The 18,654-nt window shown below is 62.9% G+C and carries 20 protein-coding genes and 2 tRNA genes; 14 read left to right on the forward strand and 8 right to left on the reverse strand.

Annotation, left to right across the window (positions count from 1 at the left end):
• The first annotated feature begins 141 nt into the window (after nt 1–141).
• The 6 genes from ACE3TQ_RS18535 to ACE3TQ_RS18560 all read left to right on the forward strand — a co-directional run bounded on the left by ACE3TQ_RS18535 (nt 142) and on the right by ACE3TQ_RS18560 (nt 3,556).
• A tRNA-Arg gene (locus ACE3TQ_RS18535) sits at nt 142–218 on the forward strand.
• Nucleotides 219–267: 49 nt separating this feature from the next.
• Nucleotides 268–344, forward strand: a tRNA-Arg gene (locus ACE3TQ_RS18540).
• 80 nt (nt 345–424) lie between these two features.
• On the forward strand, nt 425–859 hold the full coding sequence (locus tag ACE3TQ_RS18545; protein ID WP_374583769.1) for a DUF3016 domain-containing protein: 435 nt from the start codon (nt 425–427) through the stop codon (nt 857–859).
• A gap of 70 nt (nt 860–929) precedes the next feature.
• Nucleotides 930–1,358, forward strand: coding sequence for a hypothetical protein (locus ACE3TQ_RS18550; RefSeq protein WP_374583770.1), 429 nt, complete (start codon nt 930–932; stop codon nt 1,356–1,358).
• A gap of 9 nt (nt 1,359–1,367) precedes the next feature.
• Complete coding sequence (locus ACE3TQ_RS18555; protein ID WP_374583771.1) at nt 1,368–2,504, forward strand: L-lactate dehydrogenase; 1,137 nt, start codon at nt 1,368–1,370, stop codon at nt 2,502–2,504.
• 155 nt (nt 2,505–2,659) lie between these two features.
• On the forward strand, nt 2,660–3,556 hold the full coding sequence (locus tag ACE3TQ_RS18560; RefSeq protein WP_374583772.1) for a LysR family transcriptional regulator: 897 nt from the start codon (nt 2,660–2,662) through the stop codon (nt 3,554–3,556).
• Nucleotides 3,557–3,561: 5 nt separating this feature from the next.
• Here ACE3TQ_RS18560 and ACE3TQ_RS18565 read toward each other — a convergent pair whose 3' ends face one another.
• Complete coding sequence (locus ACE3TQ_RS18565; protein ID WP_374583773.1) at nt 3,562–3,771, reverse strand: hypothetical protein; 210 nt, start codon at nt 3,769–3,771, stop codon at nt 3,562–3,564.
• Between the two features lie 71 nt (nt 3,772–3,842).
• Between ACE3TQ_RS18565 and ACE3TQ_RS18570 the strand changes: the two genes are divergently transcribed.
• Genes ACE3TQ_RS18570 through ACE3TQ_RS18590 form a run of 5 tightly spaced genes read left to right on the forward strand, consistent with a single transcriptional unit; the run spans nt 3,843 to nt 7,658 of the window.
• A complete protein-coding gene (locus ACE3TQ_RS18570) occupies nt 3,843–4,073 on the forward strand; it encodes a hypothetical protein (RefSeq protein ID WP_374583774.1) in 231 nt (76 codons plus the stop codon).
• 13 nt (nt 4,074–4,086) lie between these two features.
• Nucleotides 4,087–4,470 carry a response regulator transcription factor gene (locus ACE3TQ_RS18575; protein WP_374583775.1) on the forward strand — a complete coding sequence of 128 codons (384 nt, stop codon included), beginning with the start codon at nt 4,087–4,089 and terminating at the stop codon, nt 4,468–4,470.
• Complete coding sequence (locus tag ACE3TQ_RS18580) at nt 4,467–5,228, forward strand: YaiO family outer membrane beta-barrel protein (RefSeq protein WP_374583776.1); 762 nt, start codon at nt 4,467–4,469, stop codon at nt 5,226–5,228. Before ACE3TQ_RS18575 ends, ACE3TQ_RS18580 begins: the two co-directional genes overlap by 4 nt.
• Nucleotides 5,206–6,249 carry a HEAT repeat domain-containing protein gene (locus tag ACE3TQ_RS18585; protein ID WP_374583777.1) on the forward strand — a complete coding sequence of 348 codons (1,044 nt, stop codon included), beginning with the start codon at nt 5,206–5,208 and terminating at the stop codon, nt 6,247–6,249. Before ACE3TQ_RS18580 ends, ACE3TQ_RS18585 begins: the two co-directional genes overlap by 23 nt.
• Entirely contained in the window at nt 6,246–7,658 is a 1,413-nt protein-coding gene (locus tag ACE3TQ_RS18590) for a glycosyltransferase family 2 protein (protein ID WP_374583778.1), read from the forward strand. The genes ACE3TQ_RS18585 and ACE3TQ_RS18590 overlap by 4 nt, the downstream gene beginning before the upstream one ends.
• A gap of 1,412 nt (nt 7,659–9,070) precedes the next feature.
• On the opposite strand, the gene ACE3TQ_RS18595 is transcribed toward ACE3TQ_RS18590, so the two are convergent.
• The 7 genes from ACE3TQ_RS18595 to ACE3TQ_RS18625 all read right to left on the reverse strand — a co-directional run bounded on the left by ACE3TQ_RS18595 (nt 9,071) and on the right by ACE3TQ_RS18625 (nt 16,151).
• A complete protein-coding gene (locus ACE3TQ_RS18595) occupies nt 9,071–9,307 on the reverse strand; it encodes a hypothetical protein (protein ID WP_374583779.1) in 237 nt (78 codons plus the stop codon).
• 460 nt (nt 9,308–9,767) lie between these two features.
• Nucleotides 9,768–10,370, reverse strand: a complete 603-nt coding sequence (locus ACE3TQ_RS18600) for a hypothetical protein (protein ID WP_374583780.1) — start codon at nt 10,368–10,370, stop codon at nt 9,768–9,770.
• 203 nt (nt 10,371–10,573) lie between these two features.
• Nucleotides 10,574–10,891, reverse strand: a complete 318-nt coding sequence (locus ACE3TQ_RS18605) for an SMI1/KNR4 family protein (RefSeq protein ID WP_374583781.1) — start codon at nt 10,889–10,891, stop codon at nt 10,574–10,576.
• Between the two features lie 65 nt (nt 10,892–10,956).
• Nucleotides 10,957–11,784, reverse strand: a complete 828-nt coding sequence (locus ACE3TQ_RS18610) for a hypothetical protein (protein WP_374583782.1) — start codon at nt 11,782–11,784, stop codon at nt 10,957–10,959.
• Between the two features lie 202 nt (nt 11,785–11,986).
• Nucleotides 11,987–14,260 (reverse strand): ATP-binding protein, encoded by a 2,274-nt coding sequence (locus ACE3TQ_RS18615; RefSeq protein WP_374583783.1) that lies wholly within the window; start codon nt 14,258–14,260, stop codon nt 11,987–11,989.
• Nucleotides 14,257–15,207, reverse strand: coding sequence for a D-2-hydroxyacid dehydrogenase (locus ACE3TQ_RS18620; RefSeq protein ID WP_374583784.1), 951 nt, complete (start codon nt 15,205–15,207; stop codon nt 14,257–14,259). Before ACE3TQ_RS18620 ends, ACE3TQ_RS18615 begins: the two co-directional genes overlap by 4 nt.
• On the reverse strand, nt 15,204–16,151 hold the full coding sequence (locus ACE3TQ_RS18625; protein WP_374583785.1) for a LysR substrate-binding domain-containing protein: 948 nt from the start codon (nt 16,149–16,151) through the stop codon (nt 15,204–15,206). The genes ACE3TQ_RS18620 and ACE3TQ_RS18625 overlap by 4 nt, the downstream gene beginning before the upstream one ends.
• A 167-nt stretch (nt 16,152–16,318) precedes the next feature.
• Between ACE3TQ_RS18625 and ACE3TQ_RS18630 the strand changes: the two genes are divergently transcribed.
• The 3 genes from ACE3TQ_RS18630 (at nt 16,319) to ACE3TQ_RS18640 (ending at nt 18,653) form a co-directional block, all read left to right on the forward strand.
• Nucleotides 16,319–16,492 (forward strand): hypothetical protein, encoded by a 174-nt coding sequence (locus ACE3TQ_RS18630; RefSeq protein ID WP_374583786.1) that lies wholly within the window; start codon nt 16,319–16,321, stop codon nt 16,490–16,492.
• Complete coding sequence (locus ACE3TQ_RS18635) at nt 16,489–17,334, forward strand: alpha/beta hydrolase (RefSeq protein ID WP_374583787.1); 846 nt, start codon at nt 16,489–16,491, stop codon at nt 17,332–17,334. The genes ACE3TQ_RS18630 and ACE3TQ_RS18635 overlap by 4 nt, the downstream gene beginning before the upstream one ends.
• A gap of 125 nt (nt 17,335–17,459) precedes the next feature.
• The gene (locus ACE3TQ_RS18640; RefSeq protein ID WP_374583788.1) at nt 17,460–18,653 is read left to right on the forward strand and encodes an efflux RND transporter periplasmic adaptor subunit; all 1,194 of its coding nucleotides are present in this window, start codon (nt 17,460–17,462) and stop codon (nt 18,651–18,653) included.
• The last annotated feature ends 1 nt before the right edge of the window (nt 18,654 follow it).

The raw sequence follows: 18,654 nt of genomic DNA on the forward strand, positions 1-18,654 counted from the left end.
TTGGCTACGAACCAAGGGGTCGTGGGTTCGATTCCTGCCAGCCGCGCCAGAATTTAGTAAGTGTTGTGCCCCGCACTGTCGAGTGAGGGGATAAGCAGGAAGTTGTGGGTTTTCATAACTGACTGTTATAATGAAGTTTTTGCGGCTGTAGCTCAGCTGGATAGAGTACTTGGCTACGAACCAAGGGGTCGTGGGTTCGATTCCTGCCAGCCGCGCCAGAATTTCAGTAGTACCCATCGCCGTCGGGCGGTGGTTGATGTAAGTTTTGCGGCTGTAGCTCAGCTGGATAGAGTACTTGGCTACGAACCAAGGGGTCGTGGGTTCGATTCCTGCCAGCCGCGCCAAACAAAAAGGGTCCATACCGGAAGGTCTGGACCCTTTTTCCTTTTCTGCAGCGGGCGCCGGGGAGGGCTATACTTTAGCCATGATTACCCTGATCCTCGCCACCGCCGCCACCGTGACCTTTGCCGATCCCGGCAAGATGACCGACGTCCCGCATAATTTTCGCGACCGCGAGAATATGGAATACCATTTCCGCGATCACCTGGCCCAACTGGCCGCCAAGCTGCCGGCCGGACAGGACTTGAAAGTCGATTTCATCGACATCGACCTGGCTGGCGAAGAATTCCCGCGCGTCGCGGTGCAAAATATCCGCGTGCTGAAAGGCCAGGCCGACTGGCCGCGCCTGCATTTCCGCTACAGCATCGAACAGGACGGCCGCGTGATCGGCAGCGGCGAGCGCCAGCTCTCCAATCCCAGCTACATGATGACCGTCAACCGCTACGGCAGCGATATGTACAGCCACGAAAAGCAGATGCTGGACGACTGGTTCTACAAGGACATCCAGCCGCGCCGCTGACCTGCCTCAACACCGCACCCCCGTCGCCAGCGCAGAATCGTACCTGTGCTTGCTTGACGGAGAATTGGCCATGTCCAAAGATGACAGCATGGAAGTGCGGATCGCAATGCTCGAGACCAAAGTCGACGATTTGTTCGTCAAGATCGCCGAGGTTCGTCACGACATGCGGGAGCACCTGGCGAGCAAGGCCGATATCGCCAATGTGCAGCTGCAAATAGACGCACTGAAGGCTGAATTCGTGCGGCTTGAGGCGCGCATCGACACGCTGACGGAGCGCATCGCCCACCTGGAAGAGCGCATCGGCCGCCTCGAGGAGCGCATGAGCCGTATGGAGCAGCTCCTGGTGTCGGAGTTCAAGCAGGTCGCAAGCAAGTCCGATTTACTGGTGCTGAAGGCCGAATTGCGGAAAGAGTTGCTTGCGCTTGCCCTTGGCATCATCACCGTGCAATCCGTGATCAGCGCGGCCATGATCGCTGCCGTGGCGCAATTCCTGCGTTAATATGCAGGAATGACACTCATCACCTGCATCGAAGACCTGCGCCGCCTGGCCCAGCGCCGCGTGCCGCGCATGTTCTATGACTATGCCGACTCCGGCTCCTGGACCGAGTCCACCTACCGCGCCAACGAAGAGGACTTCGGCAAGCTGAAGTTCCGCCAGCGCGTGGCGGTCGACATGAACAACCGCACGCTGCGCAGCACCATGGCCGGGCAGGAAGTAGCGATGCCGGTGGCGATCGCCCCCACCGGGCTGACCGGCATGCAGCATGCCGACGGCGAAATCCTGGCCGCGCGCGCGGCGGAAAAGTTCGGCATCCCGTTCACGCTGTCGACCATGAGCATCTGCTCGATCGAAGACGTGGCGGCGCACACGAGCAAGCCGTTCTGGTTCCAGCTGTATGTGATGAAGGACCGCGATTTCATCGAGCGCCTGATCGAACGCGCCAAGGCCGCGCGCTGCTCGGCGCTGGTGCTGACGCTGGACCTGCAGGTGCTGGGCCAGCGCCACAAGGATCTGCGCAACGGCCTGTCGGCGCCGCCGCGCCTGACCCTGGCCAACATCCTGAACATGGCCACCAAGCCGCGCTGGTGCCTGGGCATGCTGGGCACGCCGCGCCGCAGTTTCGGCAACATCGTCGGGCATGCGAAATCGGTGTCCGACATGTCTTCGCTGTCGTCCTGGACCAGCCAGCAGTTCGACCCCGGCCTGTCCTGGCGCGACGTGGAATGGATCAAGCAGCGCTGGGGCGGCAAGCTGATTATCAAGGGCATCATGGATGCCGAGGATGCGCGCCTGGCCGCCAGTTCCGGCGCCGATGCACTGATCGTTTCCAACCACGGTGGCCGCCAGCTGGATGGCGCACCGTCTTCCATCGCCGCCTTGCCCGCCATCGTGGATGCGGTCGGCAAGCAGATCGAAATCCATATGGACGGCGGCGTGCGCTCGGGCCAGGATGTGCTGCGCGCGGTGGCCCTGGGGGCGCGCGGCGTCTACATCGGGCGCCCCTTCCTGTACGGGCTGGGGGCGCTGGGCGAGGCAGGCGTGACGCGCTGCCTCGAGATCATCCGCAACGAACTCGATATCACGATGGCCTTCTGCGGCAAGCGCGACATCCAGCAGGTCAGCCGGGAGATCCTCCTGCCCTGAACACCAGGCCGGCCAGCAGCTTGCACAGTTCATCGTAGAAGTTATCCATTTGCGTATCCTTTCTGCTAAAGGTCGAGGTAGACGCATTGTGTACTGATTCATTAATGGGATAAATGCTTATAATTGAATTGAGTATCCCAAAAATGGAGCAATGAATGGATGTGCTGCACCATATGCGCCTGTTCGTCGAAGTGGCCAAGCGCAAGAGCTTCCGCGCCGCCGCCGAGGCGCTGGACATGTCGAATTCCACGCTGTCGCGCAATATCGCCGAACTGGAAAAGACCATCGGCCTGCGCCTGCTGCACCGCTCCACCCGCAAGGTCGAACTGACCGAAGCCGGCGAAGCCTACTTCAAGCGCTGCCAGGGCATTGTCGAGGAAGCGCTGAGCGCCCACGAAGCGCTGCTGGACTGGTCGGAAAAGCCGGCCGGCATCCTGCGCGTGACCATGACGGCCAGCTTCGGCGTCGGCTACCTGACGCCGGTGCTGCAGGAGTTCGCCGACATGTACCCGGACATCAAGTTCGATTTCGATATCTCGACGCGCGCGGTCGACCTGCAATCCGAACCGTTCGATGTGGCCATCCGCATGGGGCCGGCGCCCACCGCGCCCTCGACCCTGGTGGTGCGCCGCATCGCCATGATGCCGCGCTACCTGTACGCATCGCCGACTTACCTGGCACGCATGCCGCCGCTGGAACATGCCTGCGACCTGGTGCGGCATGCCCTGTGCGGGCGTTCGTTCTCCGCCCGCCTGCCCGATATCTGGCACAAGATGTACCGCGGCGAAGAGACGGTGGAAGTGCTGGCGCAGGCGCGCTACGCCACCAACAGCGCCTCGCTCAGCATGTCGCTGGCGGCTAATGGCCTGTGCATTTCCGCCCTCGACCCGCTGATGGTCAAGCAGGAAGTGCAGGCCGGCCGCCTGCGTCGCGTGCTGTGCGACTGGCATATGGAGCCGGTGCTGGTGCACGCGCTGACCGAAACGCGGCACCTGCCGGCGCGCACGCGCCTATTCATCGACTTCCTGCGCCAGCGCCTGGCTGACGGTTAGCCGGACTAGCCGCCGCCGATGCCTTCCACAATGCGGCCGCTGCCGCCGCAGTTGGGGCAGGATTTGCCGTCCGGCGTCTTGCCGCAGCCGCTGCAGACGGGGCAGATGCCTTCGCCGCTGCCGGGCGTGCCGGGCGCCGCTTCATCGCCTGGATTGAGGGGTGGTGGAGTGTTGATCGGGTCCATGATGGTGTCCTCCATGCTGCAGGCTGACATGGCAACGGCATGGTGTCCGTTGCCTGCCTAACGGATTACAATGGCTGCATCACCCAACAGGAGAATGCGCCATGGCCACCCTGATCCGGCACCGCAAGACCCGCATCATCACCCTGGAGGCAGGGGACGACCTTCATGAGCACTGCAAGCCGCGCGACATCGCCCTGGTCCCCGATCCGGCCGGCTGGTGGACCTGCTTCATCGGCGAGGACGGTTCGGTTGAGCGCTACGATATCCCGTTTGCGACCTATAATGAGGCGCTGTGGTCGGCCAAGGCCGCCGCGGAATTCGATGCGCAATAGAACCTGAGACTTTATGAGCGACACCTCGATCCTGATCATAGAAGACGACGAACATATCGGCCAAATCCTTACTTTTATCCTGCAACGGCAAGGCTACCAGACCACCCTTGCCGCCGACGGGCTGGCCGCGCGCCAGGCTGTCGAGGGCAGCAGCACCCCGCCGTCGCTGGTGCTGCTGGATGTGATGCTTCCTTATCTCGACGGCTTCGAGCTGGTACGCATCATCCGCGCCCGCGCCGGGTGGCAGGAGGTGCCGATCGTCATGCTGACCGCCAAGCATACCGAAAAAGACATCGTGCGCGCCCTCGATGCGGGCGCCAACGACTATGTGGTCAAGCCATTCCAGCCCAATGAACTGTTGGCGCGCGTGCGCCGCCACCTGAAGGAGCAAGCATGAAGGCCGCCACACCGCGCGCCGTGGCGGGACTCGCCGCGCTCGCACTGCTGGCCGGCACCGCGCCGGCGCGCGCCGCCGAGACCACCGTCGGCATCAGCCACGGCATCGACAATCTGAGCGGCCCGCGCGCCGACTGGCATGAAAGCACGCTATTCCTGCGCCACCAGCTGGCGCCGCGCTCCGGCTTCGGCCTGGGCGCCACGCGCATCGAGCGCTTCGGCCTCCACGAAACCCAGTTCAGCGCCAACGCCGACCTGCCGCTGTCGGAGCGCCTGACCGCCTCCATCGACGGCACGGCCAGCGGCGACCACCAGATCCTGGCGCGCCACGCGCTGGGCGCCACCTTGCAATACGAGTTCGCCAAAGGCTGGCTGGTGCACGGCGGTGGCCGCAGCAGCAGCTACAACGACGCCCACGTCAACCAAAGCCTGCTGATGCTGGAGCGCTACGTCGGCAATTACAGCGTCGCCGGCGCCTGGCGCGCCGCGCGCGCCCTCGGCGCCACCGCGCACAGCGGCGAACTGCGCGCCAGCTATTACTACGGAGAGCGCAATGCTGTGGGCCTGTCGCTGGCGGCCGGTAAGGAAGCGGCCAATATCGGCGGCATCACGCGCCTCACCAGCGTGCGCTCGGCGGCCCTGACCGGGCGCCACTGGCTGGACCAGCGCTGGGCCGTCACGGTTGCATTGGGCCACACCCGCCAGGGTGACTTCTACACGCGCAACGGGATCAACCTTGGACTACAGGCTTCCTACTGATATCTACCTGCTGGTGGCCTTCTGGACCGGCGTCGGCGCCCTGGCGCTGACGGCCCTGGTCGGCCTGCAGATTATCTGGCTGCGCGCGTCCATGCGCCGCCTGCAGCGCCGCGAACAGCAGCTGACGCTGAAATGGCGCCCGCTGCTGAATGCATCGATTGCCGGCGAGCCGGTCGGCAACCTGCCCGAGCTGGCGCCAGGCGACAGCCTGCTGTTCATCAAATTATGGTTGCACTTGCAGCAGGCCGTGCGCGGCGAGGCCAGCGAAGGCCTGAACGCCATTGCGCGCCGCCTGGGCTGCGACGAGAAGGTGAGGGCGCTGCTGGCGCGCGGCAACCGCGCCGAGCGCCTGCTGGCCGTGCTGGCCCTGGGCCATATGCGCGACAAGGCGTCGTGGTCCGCGCTGGCGCGCGCCGCCCATGCCGAAGACAGCGCGTCTTCGGTGCACGCGCTGTGGGCGCTGGTGCAGACCGATGCCGCACGCGCGGCGCAGGAAATGGCGCCCTTGCTGCTGCGGCGCGACGACTGGCCGCTGTCGCAGCTGGCGAATATCCTGCAGAACGCGCGCGCCGAATGGCAGCCGGTGCTGGCCGACGCGCTGGTGCGCCTGGCGCCGCAAGACCTGCCGCAGGCCCTGCGCCTGATGGCGGCGCTGCGCATGGAGCTGCCGCTGCTGCAGCTGCGCGGCTACCTGGGCAGCAGTGATCCGGAAGTGGTGCTGGCCGCGCTGCGCCTGGCGCGCCTGCCCGGCGTACTGGAAGATGTACGCGGCCACCTGGCCAGCGAGGACTGGCGCATCCGCGTGCAGGCTGTGCGCGCACTGGGCGAGCTGGGCGACCGTGAGGACGTGGCGCGCCTGCGCGCCATGCTGTCCGACCCGCAGTGGTGGGTGCGCTACCGCGCCGCCCAGGCCCTGCTGGCGCTGCCTTTCTTGTCGGAGGATGAATTGAATGAATTACGCAATGCCGGCGACCGCTATGCCGCCGACATGATCGCCCAGGCCGAAGCGGAGGTTGCATGACGCCCGATCCACAGGTGGTCCAAGTCGTCACGATCTGCGTGCTGGTGTATTTCGTGCTGCTGAACGGCGGCTACCTGATGCTGAACTTCCTCGCCATGTTCGCGCTGCGCCGCCGTTCGCAAGAGGCGGTATTGGACGACCTGCCGCAGGTGTACTCGGCGCTGGAACCGCCGATCAGCATACTGGTGCCAGCCTTCAACGAAGAGGCGACTATCGCCACCTCGGTACGCTCCATGCTGCAGCTCTCGTACTCCGAGATGGAAGTGATTGTGGTGAACGACGGCTCCAGCGACCGCACGCTGCAAGTGCTGATCGATGAATTCGCGCTGGTGCCGTTCCCCGAGGCCTACCGCATCCAGCTCGAGACCAAGCCGGTGCGCGCCATTTACCGCTCGACGCGCTTCCCCAATCTGCGCGTGATCGACAAGGTCAACGGCGGGAAAGCCGACTCCACCAACGCCGGCGTCAACGCCGCCCGCTATCCGCTGTTCTGCTGCGTCGACGCCGACTCTATCCTTCAGCGCGACAGCCTGCAGCGCCTGGTGCGCCCCTTCCTGCGCGACCCATTGATGGTAGCCAGCGGCGGCACGGTACGCATTGCCAACGGCTGCGAGGTGCGCGGCGGTTTCCTCACCCGCGTCGGCATGCCGCGCAACCCCTGGGCCCTGTTCCAGGTGGTCGAGTACCTGCGCGCCTTCATGTTCGGACGCCTGGGCTGGTCGGTCATCAACGGCATGCTGATCATCTCCGGCGCCTTTGGCCTGTTCCGCAAGGACATCGTGGTCGCGGTGGGCGGCTACAACCCGAAAGCGATTGGCGAGGATATGGAGCTGGTGGTGCGCATGCACCGCAAGCTGCGCGTGCGCGGCATCCCCTACAAGATCGAGTTCGTGCCCGACCCGGTGTGCTGGACCGAAGCACCGGAAGACCGCAAGGTGCTGCGCAACCAGCGCATCCGCTGGCAGCGCGGCCTGTCGGAATCCATCGCCGCCAACTGGGGCCTGGTATTCAGCCGCCATGGCGGCGTGGTGGGCTGGGTGGCTTTGCCATTCTTCATCCTGTTCGAATGGCTGGGGCCCGTGGTGGAGCTGTTCGGCTACGCCTTCATGGCCGTGGCCTGGTGGCAGGGCTGGGTGTCGTGGGAATCGTTCGCCATCTTCCTGTTCGTGGCGATCGGGCTGGGCATCCTGCTGTCGGCCTTCGGCCTGCTGCTGGAGGAAATTTCCTTCCACCTCTACCCACGCGCCAGCCAGATCCTGACGTTAGCGGCGGTAGTGGTGGTCGAGAATTTCGGCTATCGCCAATTGAACAGCTGGTGGCGCCTGGTCGGACTGTACAAATGGGCACGCGGCGGCGAAGCCAAATGGGGCGTGATGACGCGCAAGGCGACCTGGCAGCGCGATCTTTAGGCCAGCGCACTTCGTCCGCATGCCAGCCCGGGAGGCGGCTTTGTCCCCGGCGTAGTACGTGCGCAGTTCAATCCAGGCATACTTAACTTTTATGAGACAAACATTATTCATGAGTATCGGCGCGATAGCGGGCGTAATCGCCTTGTTGGCGATACCGTCCTCGTCGCCTGTGCCGCAGCTTGGCCGCGTGTTTACGGGTGCATTTATTGGTGTCGGCTTGCATGGCCTGGTCTTCGCGCAGCTATCTTGGGTTGCTCGCGGCGGTACTCCAGCCGGAGTCCAGGGCACGCTAGCCCGAATCATGGGCGCTTCGATTATCGTCGCATCCGCAGTTTTTGCTGCATTAGCGTAGCTAACCTTTGAAGGAAAACTTGACGCCATTTAGCCGTTTGCCACCGGCGCTTGTCAAAAGAATGAGTGGGAATTCCAGCAGGTGCGCGAGAGGATCGGAGGAAAGGTCGAAGTCAAGGCGACGACGCTGGTGGCGGTGAAGCCGCGCGGGGCGGCCGCTTCCACTCCGTTGCGGATGGTGGCTCTTGTTTAGAGAACTAATCGCTGCCTAATCCCGTATCCCATTCCGTCTTGCAATGAGTGCATATGGCGGTTTGATTTCCGTTGGGTAGATAAGACGATTGACATTTGCGTTTGCACTTAGGGCAGAGAATGTTCGTTGCGCAGACATACGCAGCAATCATAGCGGCTGGGACTGCGACAAACACTGCGAAGACTGCCAAGGCAAAAACCTTGGGGTAATCTGAACGATCAATGCACAAACAAGCCCCAACGGCTATAGCGCCGATGACGAACAATGGCGTAGCTGGCCTGAAAATCTCGAACAAGGGCGGAGGATAGTGTTTGATCTCATACCCAGTGGCAGCGCCGACTTCCTCATGAGATTCCGGGATACTGACGTTATCCTTTTCCATCTTTCAAATGCTTTCCCAGAGGTGACATTGAGTATGGTAGCACTTGGTCGCGCGTGCTCGCGAGTCCAGCGCTGATAGCCGCGCATCGCATGACTCACGATACTTCTTGAAGGACCAACGCTGCATTTCAATTCTGCTTCGGATCAGGCAACAGGTCACATGCTCAGTAAATCGTAATTGCTTCTCGATGCCTTCCAGCCTTTGCGAGTTGGTTTCCTCGGGTGGACAGCGTTGTCAACTCTGCATGTGCCTTCGTTGCTGTTGGCCGAAGCTTGCCGGCTGGATGATTTGCTGGAGTGTGCTGCAGTTTGTAGCCGGCTTCATATCTCTTTGAAAAGCCATGTTCAACTGCTGCCTCAGCCGTTCCCCTAATTCGTTCGCTGTATCCGGACTCATCTAATTCACTGTCAGCTTTTGGTCGCATGTCGTCTAACCTGACACGAGAACCGGGCACAAACTTGATAAGGTTTTTACGGGTAGAGCGTTTTACTTCGAAACTCGTAAACTGACGAACGTCATACCGAAAGCGATAACAAGAGCAACTGAAATAGCCCCTTTCAAAGCACGCAGGATCTCGCCGCTGGAAGGAAACACGATTGCTCCAAATTGAATCAACGCTATAAATGGTCCAATAACGAGGTTCACCAAGAGTGCCAGTCCACAAAAAATTCCAATATATGCCGCAGCATGTCGCAAGTAGGTTTTTAAAAACGCACCGAGCATAAATATCTAATCCTTTATCATACGAGCAGAACTGTAAATGATGGTGTGCACATCGCCAAGTGACGACGCCCACGAATAGCCGATTCTTAAATGTACTCAAGGTTTTACACTCATCGAGTGGCCACTCTCCCTTAAGTACGGCATCGTATAACCACATCGTTAGCTGGTACGGTATTTCCATACGACGCGTTAAAGATGACGTAGCCAAGCACATCCTAGAAGAATGCCTCAGCCATTACGTCTCTCACCCATCGGTGAGTTCTGATAGTTCGAGAAACGCTCCGTCACGTATTTCGTCCCCCCAAAGCACGCGCTCGCCTAAGGCTGGGAACGGCCGAACCCGGCCGTCTAGCTCGGCATAGCAGGGGGCAAGGGCCTGAATCGCGGACTGTCAGCTCGATCATACCAAGCCGATGCTTATCCAGAACTCAGCGCAAGGGAGCACGCCCCATGAAGGCGATTAAGTAGCGGGATCCCACAACAACGCGAGCGCAAGCGCGGCCAAGGTGACCGGTTCGCGCAATGCATTGCCGGACGCTGGACGCCACAGGCGCGGCGTTAGGCCATTGAGTTCGATGGCGCCCACCGCTTTCCCGTCATGTTTGAATACGTACCCGATTGGTGCCTCGAGCGGCAGCGACGAGCCTCGCACCTCATGGACCGATTGCACTTCGAGCGTGGTCCCCGCCATCGAGAATTGACCGCTACGCTCAGCTTTCATCGTCAGGCTGGCAACGGGAGCGTTCATCTTCAGCTGCGCGCTTCGCGACCCACGCCATTCGCAGTCGAACGAGAACGGTTTTGCGTTGGCTGCTATGGCCTTCCATGTCGCCTCGACCGCCTTGCCGCTGCAGGCCGCTTCGGTGCGACTGCCATCCGCGAGCACGAGCGAATAGCGCGTCGAGGCGCTGCTCCAGTTCACCACAGAGAACAGGTCGACGCGATCGCGTCCGCGGCTGAAGGTGCCGGTCTCCGGAGGCAACGAGAAACTGCCGCTCCGTCCCCCTCCAAGGCCCTGCAGGGTTTCTGCGCTTTCTGCGGCAATAGATGCGGGGAGACTCATTTCTGCGGCGGGCAGGCTGGCGCAACCAGACAATACGACTGCAGGAGCGGCAAGTAAGGCGAGGAATAAGATGCGCGGCATGAGGATCGGTCGGCAGGAGTCCATGTAGCGAAAAATTATAGCGACGCTTGTCGGCCCAATTGTCGTCTTTTTGTCATGATGGTTGCGCAACCCGCCTCGCTACAAAGGTCCGCTTGTGGCCGTTACCGAACAAATCGCTTTGCTAACGATTGAAAATCATTTGCGACAAATATCGCACAGTCAACGTCCACTCCGATTAGCGCCAACATGCAAACCGCACCTGTGAAGTCAAATGCCAAGACCTCGCCTCCACCGTTGGCCGCAAACGCAATGAAGCCAGCAGCGTATTTCGAAATATCAATGTCGTGGTTATTCTCTGGGATCGCCTCTAACTCCCAGAGTTCAACGTAGCCTGGCTCTGCGTCATCCGTGGTGAATCCCCCAAAGCAGCCATTTTCGCGCACGTACTGCACGTATTCACTCGGGATAGTTACTTCCATTAGCGGTCTCGCAATTGTTGAGTGGCTGCTTCTGGCCGTAAGCCGTAGCGAACTGTATGTTGATATCAGGTCTTGGCTAATTTCAACGCTTCAAAATCCGCATTCGGCGAAAAGAAATACTCTTCAATCTTACGAAGGAGCTCCACCTCATTTGTGGTGCTTCTTTGAAAGTCGCCAGGCCCGGGACCCGGTACGTAATTTAAGACTGAATATCGCCAAGCGGCGTCCTTGTACCAGACATAGACACCTGGAGCATCTGTAACAGTCTCGACGCCTCGATGGTCCTTGAACCACCCCTCCCAGCCGGGAACATGATTGCCAGGCGTGCTGGTGGGCTTGATGACTACGTATCCGTTGGGGAACGATGAATGATTCGGGCCAAATTGAGGTTCAGAACTAACGTCAAGGCCAAGCGCGCGAATTTTGTCGATTGACTCGGGAGAAAGATGCATAGGGCCCCGGAAGTTCTGTGACGCCACCGCTTGTACTAGGTTTCGGCCTCCGTTGGCTAACAATGCCTTCTTGTACTCCATTGAATTCATCGCCGGACAATTCATCACCGCTCTTATAAATATGTCCGGCGGTTTGTACCAATGCGCAGCAATATAGTGAAGAATCCCTTCTGGGGCGACAAAAATGCGGCCGTCGTACGGAATGAAGACGTTGGAATGAAATCGAGGAGAATTGAATTGGCATAAGCCGCAAGTGTGCCAACCGGCTGAGGCCACTGGTTGCCATGGCTCCTTGAACAAAGACGTAAGTTTTTCAAAAAAAGCCCAATCCACGCTTTGAAGCTCGAAATCGGACTCTTTGGAAAGCCATCCCACGGCGACCAAATTCTCGCTTGGTACTGGGAAGTATTCGCATGGTGAGAGGTCAATTATTGCTGTCATCGGAAAATCTAAAGAAATTTGGAACTAACTGGTATGACTTATTGGTCCTGCGGCAGTCCACTTTTGGCCGAGTGCGGCAGCCGCCCATAGATGGCGAGCTGTATGCCAAGGCGCTTGAAGTCGCCGACCCGGAACCTTCGTACGCTGCGTGTCGCACAGCACTTTTGGAACCTGAGTCCCTTGGTAGCATGCACGCGAGCCCTTACCCATTAGCCAGCGCCGGCAGCGTGACGTGGAAGGTGGTGCCTGCGCCTTCCTCTGTCTCGAAGCCGATCTTGCCGCCGTGCTGTTCGACGATGGCGCGGCAGATCGCCAGGCCCAGGCCGGTGCCGCCTTTCAGGCGCGTGTCGGAGCTGTCGGCCTGGGCGAATTTTTCGAATACGCGGGGGCGGAACGCTTCCGGGATGCCGCTGCCGTTGTCGCTGACCGACAGGCGTACGCCGTCCGGTGTGGCGGCGCAGGCGAGGGTGACGCAGTTGTATTGCGGTGAGTACTTGATGGCGTTCGACAGCAGGTTGACCAGCACCTGCACCAGGCGGTCATGGTCGCCGCGCACGCGCAGTCCGGCGGCATCGCCTTCGCGTGCCAGCTCCACCGGGCGCTGCGAGGCGCTGCCGCGTACGGCGTCCAGCGCGTCGTCCAGCAGCGGGCCTACGTCCAGTTCGTTGTGGCGGAAGTCCATGCGGCCCGCCTCGATCTTCTCAATATCGAGCACGTCGTTCACCAGGCGCACCAGCCGTTCGCTGCTCTGGTAGGCGATGTTCACCAGCAGCTGCACGTCCTGCGGCAGTTCGCCAGCGCCGCCGTCGGCCAGCATGGAGAGCGAGGCGCGGATGGAGGTCATCGGCGTGCGCAGCTCGTGCGAGACGGTGGCGATGAACTCGTTCTTCATTTCCTCCACCTGGCGGCGCTCGGAGATATCGTGCAGGAAGGCGCTGAACATGGCGTTGGCGGGGCGGCTGATGGTGGCTTCTACCACCAGTTCTTCGCCGTCGCGCCGGATCAGGGTGCGCTGCAGACGGTGGCCGAAGGCGGCGGCGTCGCTGCCGCGCGCGGCGGCCAGTGCGTCCAGTTGCTGCGCCTGGAAGCGCTGCGGTACCAGCAGTTCGATATAGCTTTGGCCCAGCGCTTCTTCGCGGCTCCAGCCGAACATGCGTTCGGCGGCCGGGTTCCAGTCGGTAATGTGGCCGTCCGGGTCGATGGCGATGAAGGCGTCCTGCGCGCTGTCGATGATGGCGGCGATGCGCTGCATGGCGTCGCGCAGCTGGGTGGTGCGGGCGGCGACGCGGCCTTCCAGGTTGGCTACCAGCGCGTTCAGCGTGCGGCTCAGGGCCTGGATCTCGCCGTAGGGCGCCAGCTGGGGCAGGGTGGCTGCTTCGCCGTGGCGGATGCGGTCGGCGGCGTCGGCCAGCTCGCGCAGCGGACGCGCGATGCGGCGCGCGAGCGGATAGGCGCACAGCGAGAACAGCACGGCCATCAGCACGCCCAGGCCCCAGGCGCGGTGCTGCATGGCGCGTACCGGCGCCCAGGCCGTGTCCACGCTCTGGCGTACCAGCACGGTCCAGCCCAGGCCGGGGTAGGGGCCGTGGCCGCGTGTGCGGGCGTAGCCGGTCAGGTAGTCGCTGCCGTCCGGCCAGCGCTCGACCAGATATCCCGCCTGTGCCGGGCCGCTCGCGGCAGGATTGCCGCCGCTGCCTGGTGACGCGGCCTTGCGCACGGGCGAAGCCGCGCCGCTTCCTGCGCCTGCCGGGTCAAGGGCGGTGGAGCCGGGGGCGCGGCCAGTGGGGGGAAGGGTCTTTCCGAGCAGGCCGGGTGGGCCGAGCAGGACCTTGCCTTGTTTGTCGATGATGATGGCTTCCACCTGCCGGCGCGCGCTGGCGGGGGCCAGGACCGAACGTTCAAGTTCGCGCGCCCATTGCCAGGATAGGTGCGCGCCGAGCACGCCGCTGCCGTCGGCCAGGGGGAAGGCCAGGTCGACGAAGCGCAGCGGCTCGGGGCCGGGCGCGGGCAGCAGCTTGGCCAGCAGCACCGCTTCGTGCACGTCGCCGACGTGCACGCCGGCGAGTGCGTTGCGGTGCCACGGCCGTTCGCCAACGTTGGCGCCTTCCAGCATGCCTTGGGTGGCGGCGACGACCTTGCCATCGCGCTCGGTCAGGCCGATCCAGGCGTAGTGCGGGTAGCTGCGCTGGTGTTGTTCCAGCGTGTTGCGGCGCGCGGCGGTGCTGGCGGCGGCGCCCATGTCCGGCCGCTGCGCCAGTAGCTGCACTTCGCGGTAGCGTTCGAACATATCGCGGTCCAGCTTATCGGACGTCTGCTGCGCCAGGTCGGCCAATGCGCTGCCGATATCCTCTTTGACCTGGCTGCTGGCGGTGCGCGCAATCACCTCCGCCAGTACGGCGGCCATGATGATCGCCAGAGCGCAGAAGGCGATGGCGAGGTAGGCTCCCAGCCCGGCCTTGTAGCGCAGGCGCTTCATGCGACCCGGTTGGCCGGGCGGCCGGCGACGAAGGCTTCGATATTGTCGATCAGCTGGTCGGCGAGGCCCTGCATGGCCTGCCCGCTGGCCCAGGCCGAGTGCGGCGTCAGCAGGAAATTCGGCAGGCGCAGGCGCAGCAGCGGATTGTCCGGCAGCGGCGGTTCCTTCGACAGCACATCGAAGCCCGCGCCGGCAATCACGCCGCGCTGCAGGGCATCGGCCAGCGCCGCTTCGTCCACCAGGCCGCCGCGCGCCGTGTTGACCAGGATGCTGCTTGGCTTCATACGCGCCAGTTCGGCCGCGCCGATGATATTGCGGGTGGCGTCCGTCAGCGGCGCGTGCAGGCTAAGTACGTCCGACGTCGCCAGCAGCTCGTCCCAGCCGACGTTGCGCACGCCTGGATCGTCGGTTGGCGTGCGCGTGTGCACCACCACCTCCATGCCGAAGGCGCGCCCCAGGTGGGCCACCTGCTGCCCCAGCGCGCCGTAGCCCAGCAGGCCAAGCGTGCTGCCGTGCAGGTCGCGGATCGGGTGGTGGAACAGGCAGAAGCGCGGCGACTGTTCCCACAGCCCGGCCTCGATATCGGCGCGGTAGGCCAGCAACTGGCGGCGCAGCGCCAGGATCAGGGCAAAGGTATGCTCCGGCACGGCGGCATGCGCATAGCCGCGGATATTGGAGACCACGATGCCGCGCTCGCGCGCCGCCGCCAGGTCCACATTGTCGGTGCCGGTGGCGGCCACCGCGATCAGCTTCAGCGCCGGCAGCGCCGCCAGCGTATCGGCGCGCAACGGCACCTTGTTGCTGATGGCGATGGTAGCCCCTTGCAGGCGCTCGACCGCTTCGGCCGCCGTGGAAGCCGGATACTCGGCCCATTCATGCGCAAAGGCGGGGCGCCGGATGTCGGCGATGATGCTGTCGCGGTCCAGGAAGACGATACGTTCGCTCATGCTGTCAGCTCCAGGGGGACGGGCGCGGCCAGTGGCCGCAGCCGCATTTGCGGCTGGCCGGCCATCAGGTCCGCCACCCATTCGACGAATACGCGCACCTTGGCCGACAGGTGGCGGTTCTGCGGGTAGACCACGTGGATCGGCAGCGGGTCGGTGACCCAGTCCTCCAGCACGCGCACCAGGCGGCCCTCGCTGCCATGGCTGGCCAGCTGCACGTCCGTCATCATGATGATGCCCAGCCCCGCCAGCCCGGCCTGGAGGTAGGCGTTGGAATCGTTCAGTGCAATGCGGCCGGGCAGGGTCATTTCGATGCGTTCACCGTTGCGCGTGTAATCCCAGGGATAGACGCGGCCGGACTTGGACGAGAAGTAATTGATGCAGCGGTGCCGCTCCAGGTCGCGCGGGTGGGTCGGCGTGCCGTAGCGTTCCAGGTAGGAGGGCGCCGCGCAGGTGACGAAATTGAGCATGCCGACGCGGCGCGCGATCAGGCTGGAATCGCCCAATTGGCCGCCCCGCACTGCACAATCGACGCCTTCCTCGATCAAATCGATGATGCGGTCGCTGCAACCGAGTTCCAGCTGGATATCCGGGTACTGCTCGAAGAAGGAGGGCAGGGCCGGCACCAGCAGTTCGGCCGACAGTCCGGTCGGCGCATCGACCCGCAGCCGGCCGCTCGGGCTCAGGCGGCTGCGCGACAGCGATTCCTCGGCATCCTTCACGTCGGCCAGGATGCGCAGGCACCTTTCATAGTAGGCCGCGCCGTCCGCCGTGACGGATACCTGGCGCGTGGTCCGGTGCAGCAGCTTGACCGACAGCGCCGTTTCCAGGCTGGCCACCAGGGTGGAGACAGTGGCCTTGGGCAGCTGCAGGTTTTCGGACGCGCGCGTGAAGCCGCCGGCGTCGACCACCTGGACAAAGACTTCCATTGCTTGGAGCTTATTCATCAGTTCCACCTCATTGTTCGGGATTCTGAACAATCAATTCAACATTAGTGTATTTTTCTTATTCTAGTGGAAGTTTATTATTACCGTATTGCAGCATAAAAAAGCGCTTGACCCTCCCGCGATGGGAATGTTTACAGTGGCTTTAGTTTCACAGGAAAGGAGCAATCATGAGTAACCGAGATGGATTCTTTGCAATGGTTTCGCTGGCGCTGGGCGCCATCGCCCTGGCAGGCGTCCTGCATACCGACGAATTCGCGCTGGGCGCGCAGGTTGGCTTTGGCGCTGCGACGGCACCGGCCAGCGCCATGCTGGCTTCGGCCGGGGCGGAGGCGGGTAAATGACCGCACAGGCGCCGGCGGAGCTGAAAATCCGCGAACTGGAAGTGCAAGGGGCGCAAGGCCCGCTGGCTGCACGCCTCTACCTGGCCGGGAATTCGTCCGCTAAGCGCGACGCCCTGATCGTTTTCTTCCACGGTGGCGGCTTCGTGGCCGGCGACCTGGAGGAGGCGGACGAATTCCTGCGCCACCTGGTAACGTGCAACCCGGGCCACGTGATCCTGGCCACCAATTACACCCTGGCCCCGGTCAGCCCGTTCCCGGCGGCCGTGGAGGATGCGCACGCGGTGCTGGCCTGGACCAAGAAGAACAAGGCCAAGCTGGCCTGGAGCGGCAAGCAGCTGCTGACCGCCGGCATCGAGGCCGGCGCCAACCTGGCCGCCGTTTCCGCGCTGATGGCGCGCGACCGTGGCGGTCCGGCGCTCGCGGGCCAGATCCTGATCATGCCGATGCTCGATCCGGGCCTGTCCACCTGTTCCATGCGCGATTTGCCCAACTGTCCGGACCAGATGAAGCTGGCCGATACCTGCGCCCAGGCTTACCGTGGCTACCTGCCGAATGCGGCCGACCGCGCCCACCCGTACGCCTCGCCGCTGCAATCGAGCCGTTTGAAGAATTTGCCGCCGGCCCTGATCCTGTCGGCCGAGGACGACCCGCTACGGGATGAAGCAGAACAATACGGGGCGAAACTGATCGCCTGCGGAGTCAAAACTACAGTCAGACGCATGCCACCGGCCCCACTGCAGGAGCCGGGAGCCAGGAATGAATGCGCGTGCAGGGGCTTTGCGCTAAAAGAGATGGCCAGCTTTATCAGCGCTATCGACGGGTCGGAAACCCCCGCAGCGTAACGCCGTTTCCATACAACAGAAGTATCAGAAAAAAAGTGCCTGCGAGGCACAGGGGCTCCTTTTTGCCAAAATTTTCCAACGAATTTTCACCCCCAAGAGGTTAAGAAATGAAAAAGACGAATCGAATGACCACTCTTGTGCGACCGCTGGTTGCCGCTTTGGCCATGGGCGGGCTGGCGGCTGCCATCCTGTCTGGCTGCAACGCCAACAGCAAGCCGGCCGAAAGCCAGGCGCCCGCCGCCGGCGGCCCGCCGGTTTCGGCAGCGGTCGTGGTGCAGAAATCCGTGGCGGAAACCCAGGAGTTCTCCGGCCGCATCGAAGCCATCGACCGCGTGGAAATCCGTCCGCGCGTGAGCGGCTTCATCACGGCGGTGAACTTCAAGCCCGGCAGCGAAGTGAAAAAGGGCGACGTGCTGTTCGTGATCGATCCGCGTCCGTTCCAGGCCGAAGCCAGCCGCGCCGATGCCGCCGCCAACTCGGCGCGCGCCAAAGCCGACCTGGCCAAGCTGGAACTGGCCCGCGCTGAAAAGCTGCTGGCCGATAAAGCCATCGCCCAGCGCGAGTTCGACGAACGCGCCTCGGCACTGAAAGAGCTGGACGCCAGCGCCCGCGCCGCCGCTGCCGCTGCGGAAGCGGCGCGCCTGAACCTGTCCTACACCCAGGTGACCTCGCCGATCAACGGCCGCGTGTCGAAGGCCGAGATCACCCTGGGCAACCTGGTCGACCCGAACGCGGTGCTGACCAGCGTGGTCTCGATCGACAAGATCTACGCCAGCTTCGACGGCGACGAAAGCACCTTCCTGCGCGTCGGCGGCCAGGCCCACAAAGGCCAGCCGGTCACCGTGAAGGTCGGCCTGGCCAACGAGAGCGGCTTCCCGCACGAGGGCAAGCTGGAGTTCGTCGACAACCAGCTCGACACCCGCACCGGCTCCGTACGCATGCGCGCCACCTTCGACAACAAGGACCGCGCCCTGGTGCCCGGCCTGTTCGCCCGCGTGCAGCTGGACGGCGGCACCGCCACCCAGCAAACCCTGTTGATCAACGACCGCGCCGTGGGCACCGACCAGGACCGCAAGTTCGTGTTCGTGGTCGGCGCCGGCAACAAGGCCGAATACCGCCCTGTGGTGCTGGGCCCGAATGTGGACGGCCTGCGCGTGGTGCGCAGCGGCCTGAAACCAGGCGAGAAGATCGTCGTCAACGGCCTGCAGCGCGTGCGCCCCGGCGCGCCGATCACGCCGGAAATGGTCGACATGACGTTTGACCCGATGGCAGCCGCGCAGAAAGTCGCCGCCACCGAAGCCAAAACTTCCAAGGAATAAT

It is taken from the genome of Pseudoduganella sp. (genome assembly GCF_041914865.1).
Lineage (GTDB): Bacteria > Pseudomonadota > Gammaproteobacteria > Burkholderiales > Burkholderiaceae_D > Rugamonas.

Bases quoted from the DNA above. Each gene is read 5' to 3' on its own strand.
- ACE3TQ_RS18545 (WP_374583769.1), top strand. From the start codon at position 425: ATGATTACCCTGATCCTCGCCACCGCCGCCACCGTGACCTTTGCCGAT.
- ACE3TQ_RS18550 (WP_374583770.1), top strand. From the start codon at position 930: ATGTCCAAAGATGACAGCATGGAAGTGCGGATCGCAATGCTCGAGACC.
- ACE3TQ_RS18555 (WP_374583771.1), top strand. From the start codon at position 1,368: ATGACACTCATCACCTGCATCGAAGACCTGCGCCGCCTGGCCCAGCGC.
- ACE3TQ_RS18560 (WP_374583772.1), top strand. From the start codon at position 2,660: ATGGATGTGCTGCACCATATGCGCCTGTTCGTCGAAGTGGCCAAGCGC.
- ACE3TQ_RS18565 (WP_374583773.1), bottom strand. From the start codon at position 3,771: ATGTCAGCCTGCAGCATGGAGGACACCATCATGGACCCGATCAACACT.
- ACE3TQ_RS18570 (WP_374583774.1), top strand. From the start codon at position 3,843: ATGGCCACCCTGATCCGGCACCGCAAGACCCGCATCATCACCCTGGAG.
- ACE3TQ_RS18575 (WP_374583775.1), top strand. From the start codon at position 4,087: ATGAGCGACACCTCGATCCTGATCATAGAAGACGACGAACATATCGGC.
- ACE3TQ_RS18580 (WP_374583776.1), top strand. From the start codon at position 4,467: ATGAAGGCCGCCACACCGCGCGCCGTGGCGGGACTCGCCGCGCTCGCA.
- ACE3TQ_RS18590 (WP_374583778.1), top strand. From the start codon at position 6,246: ATGACGCCCGATCCACAGGTGGTCCAAGTCGTCACGATCTGCGTGCTG.
- ACE3TQ_RS18595 (WP_374583779.1), bottom strand. From the start codon at position 9,307: ATGCTCGGTGCGTTTTTAAAAACCTACTTGCGACATGCTGCGGCATAT.
- ACE3TQ_RS18600 (WP_374583780.1), bottom strand. From the start codon at position 10,370: ATGAGTCTCCCCGCATCTATTGCCGCAGAAAGCGCAGAAACCCTGCAG.
- ACE3TQ_RS18605 (WP_374583781.1), bottom strand. From the start codon at position 10,891: ATGGAAGTAACTATCCCGAGTGAATACGTGCAGTACGTGCGCGAAAAT.
- ACE3TQ_RS18610 (WP_374583782.1), bottom strand. From the start codon at position 11,784: ATGACAGCAATAATTGACCTCTCACCATGCGAATACTTCCCAGTACCA.
- ACE3TQ_RS18615 (WP_374583783.1), bottom strand. From the start codon at position 14,260: ATGAAGCGCCTGCGCTACAAGGCCGGGCTGGGAGCCTACCTCGCCATC.
- ACE3TQ_RS18620 (WP_374583784.1), bottom strand. From the start codon at position 15,207: ATGAGCGAACGTATCGTCTTCCTGGACCGCGACAGCATCATCGCCGAC.
- ACE3TQ_RS18625 (WP_374583785.1), bottom strand. From the start codon at position 16,151: ATGAATAAGCTCCAAGCAATGGAAGTCTTTGTCCAGGTGGTCGACGCC.
- ACE3TQ_RS18630 (WP_374583786.1), top strand. From the start codon at position 16,319: ATGAGTAACCGAGATGGATTCTTTGCAATGGTTTCGCTGGCGCTGGGC.
- ACE3TQ_RS18635 (WP_374583787.1), top strand. From the start codon at position 16,489: ATGACCGCACAGGCGCCGGCGGAGCTGAAAATCCGCGAACTGGAAGTG.
- ACE3TQ_RS18640 (WP_374583788.1), top strand. From the start codon at position 17,460: ATGACCACTCTTGTGCGACCGCTGGTTGCCGCTTTGGCCATGGGCGGG.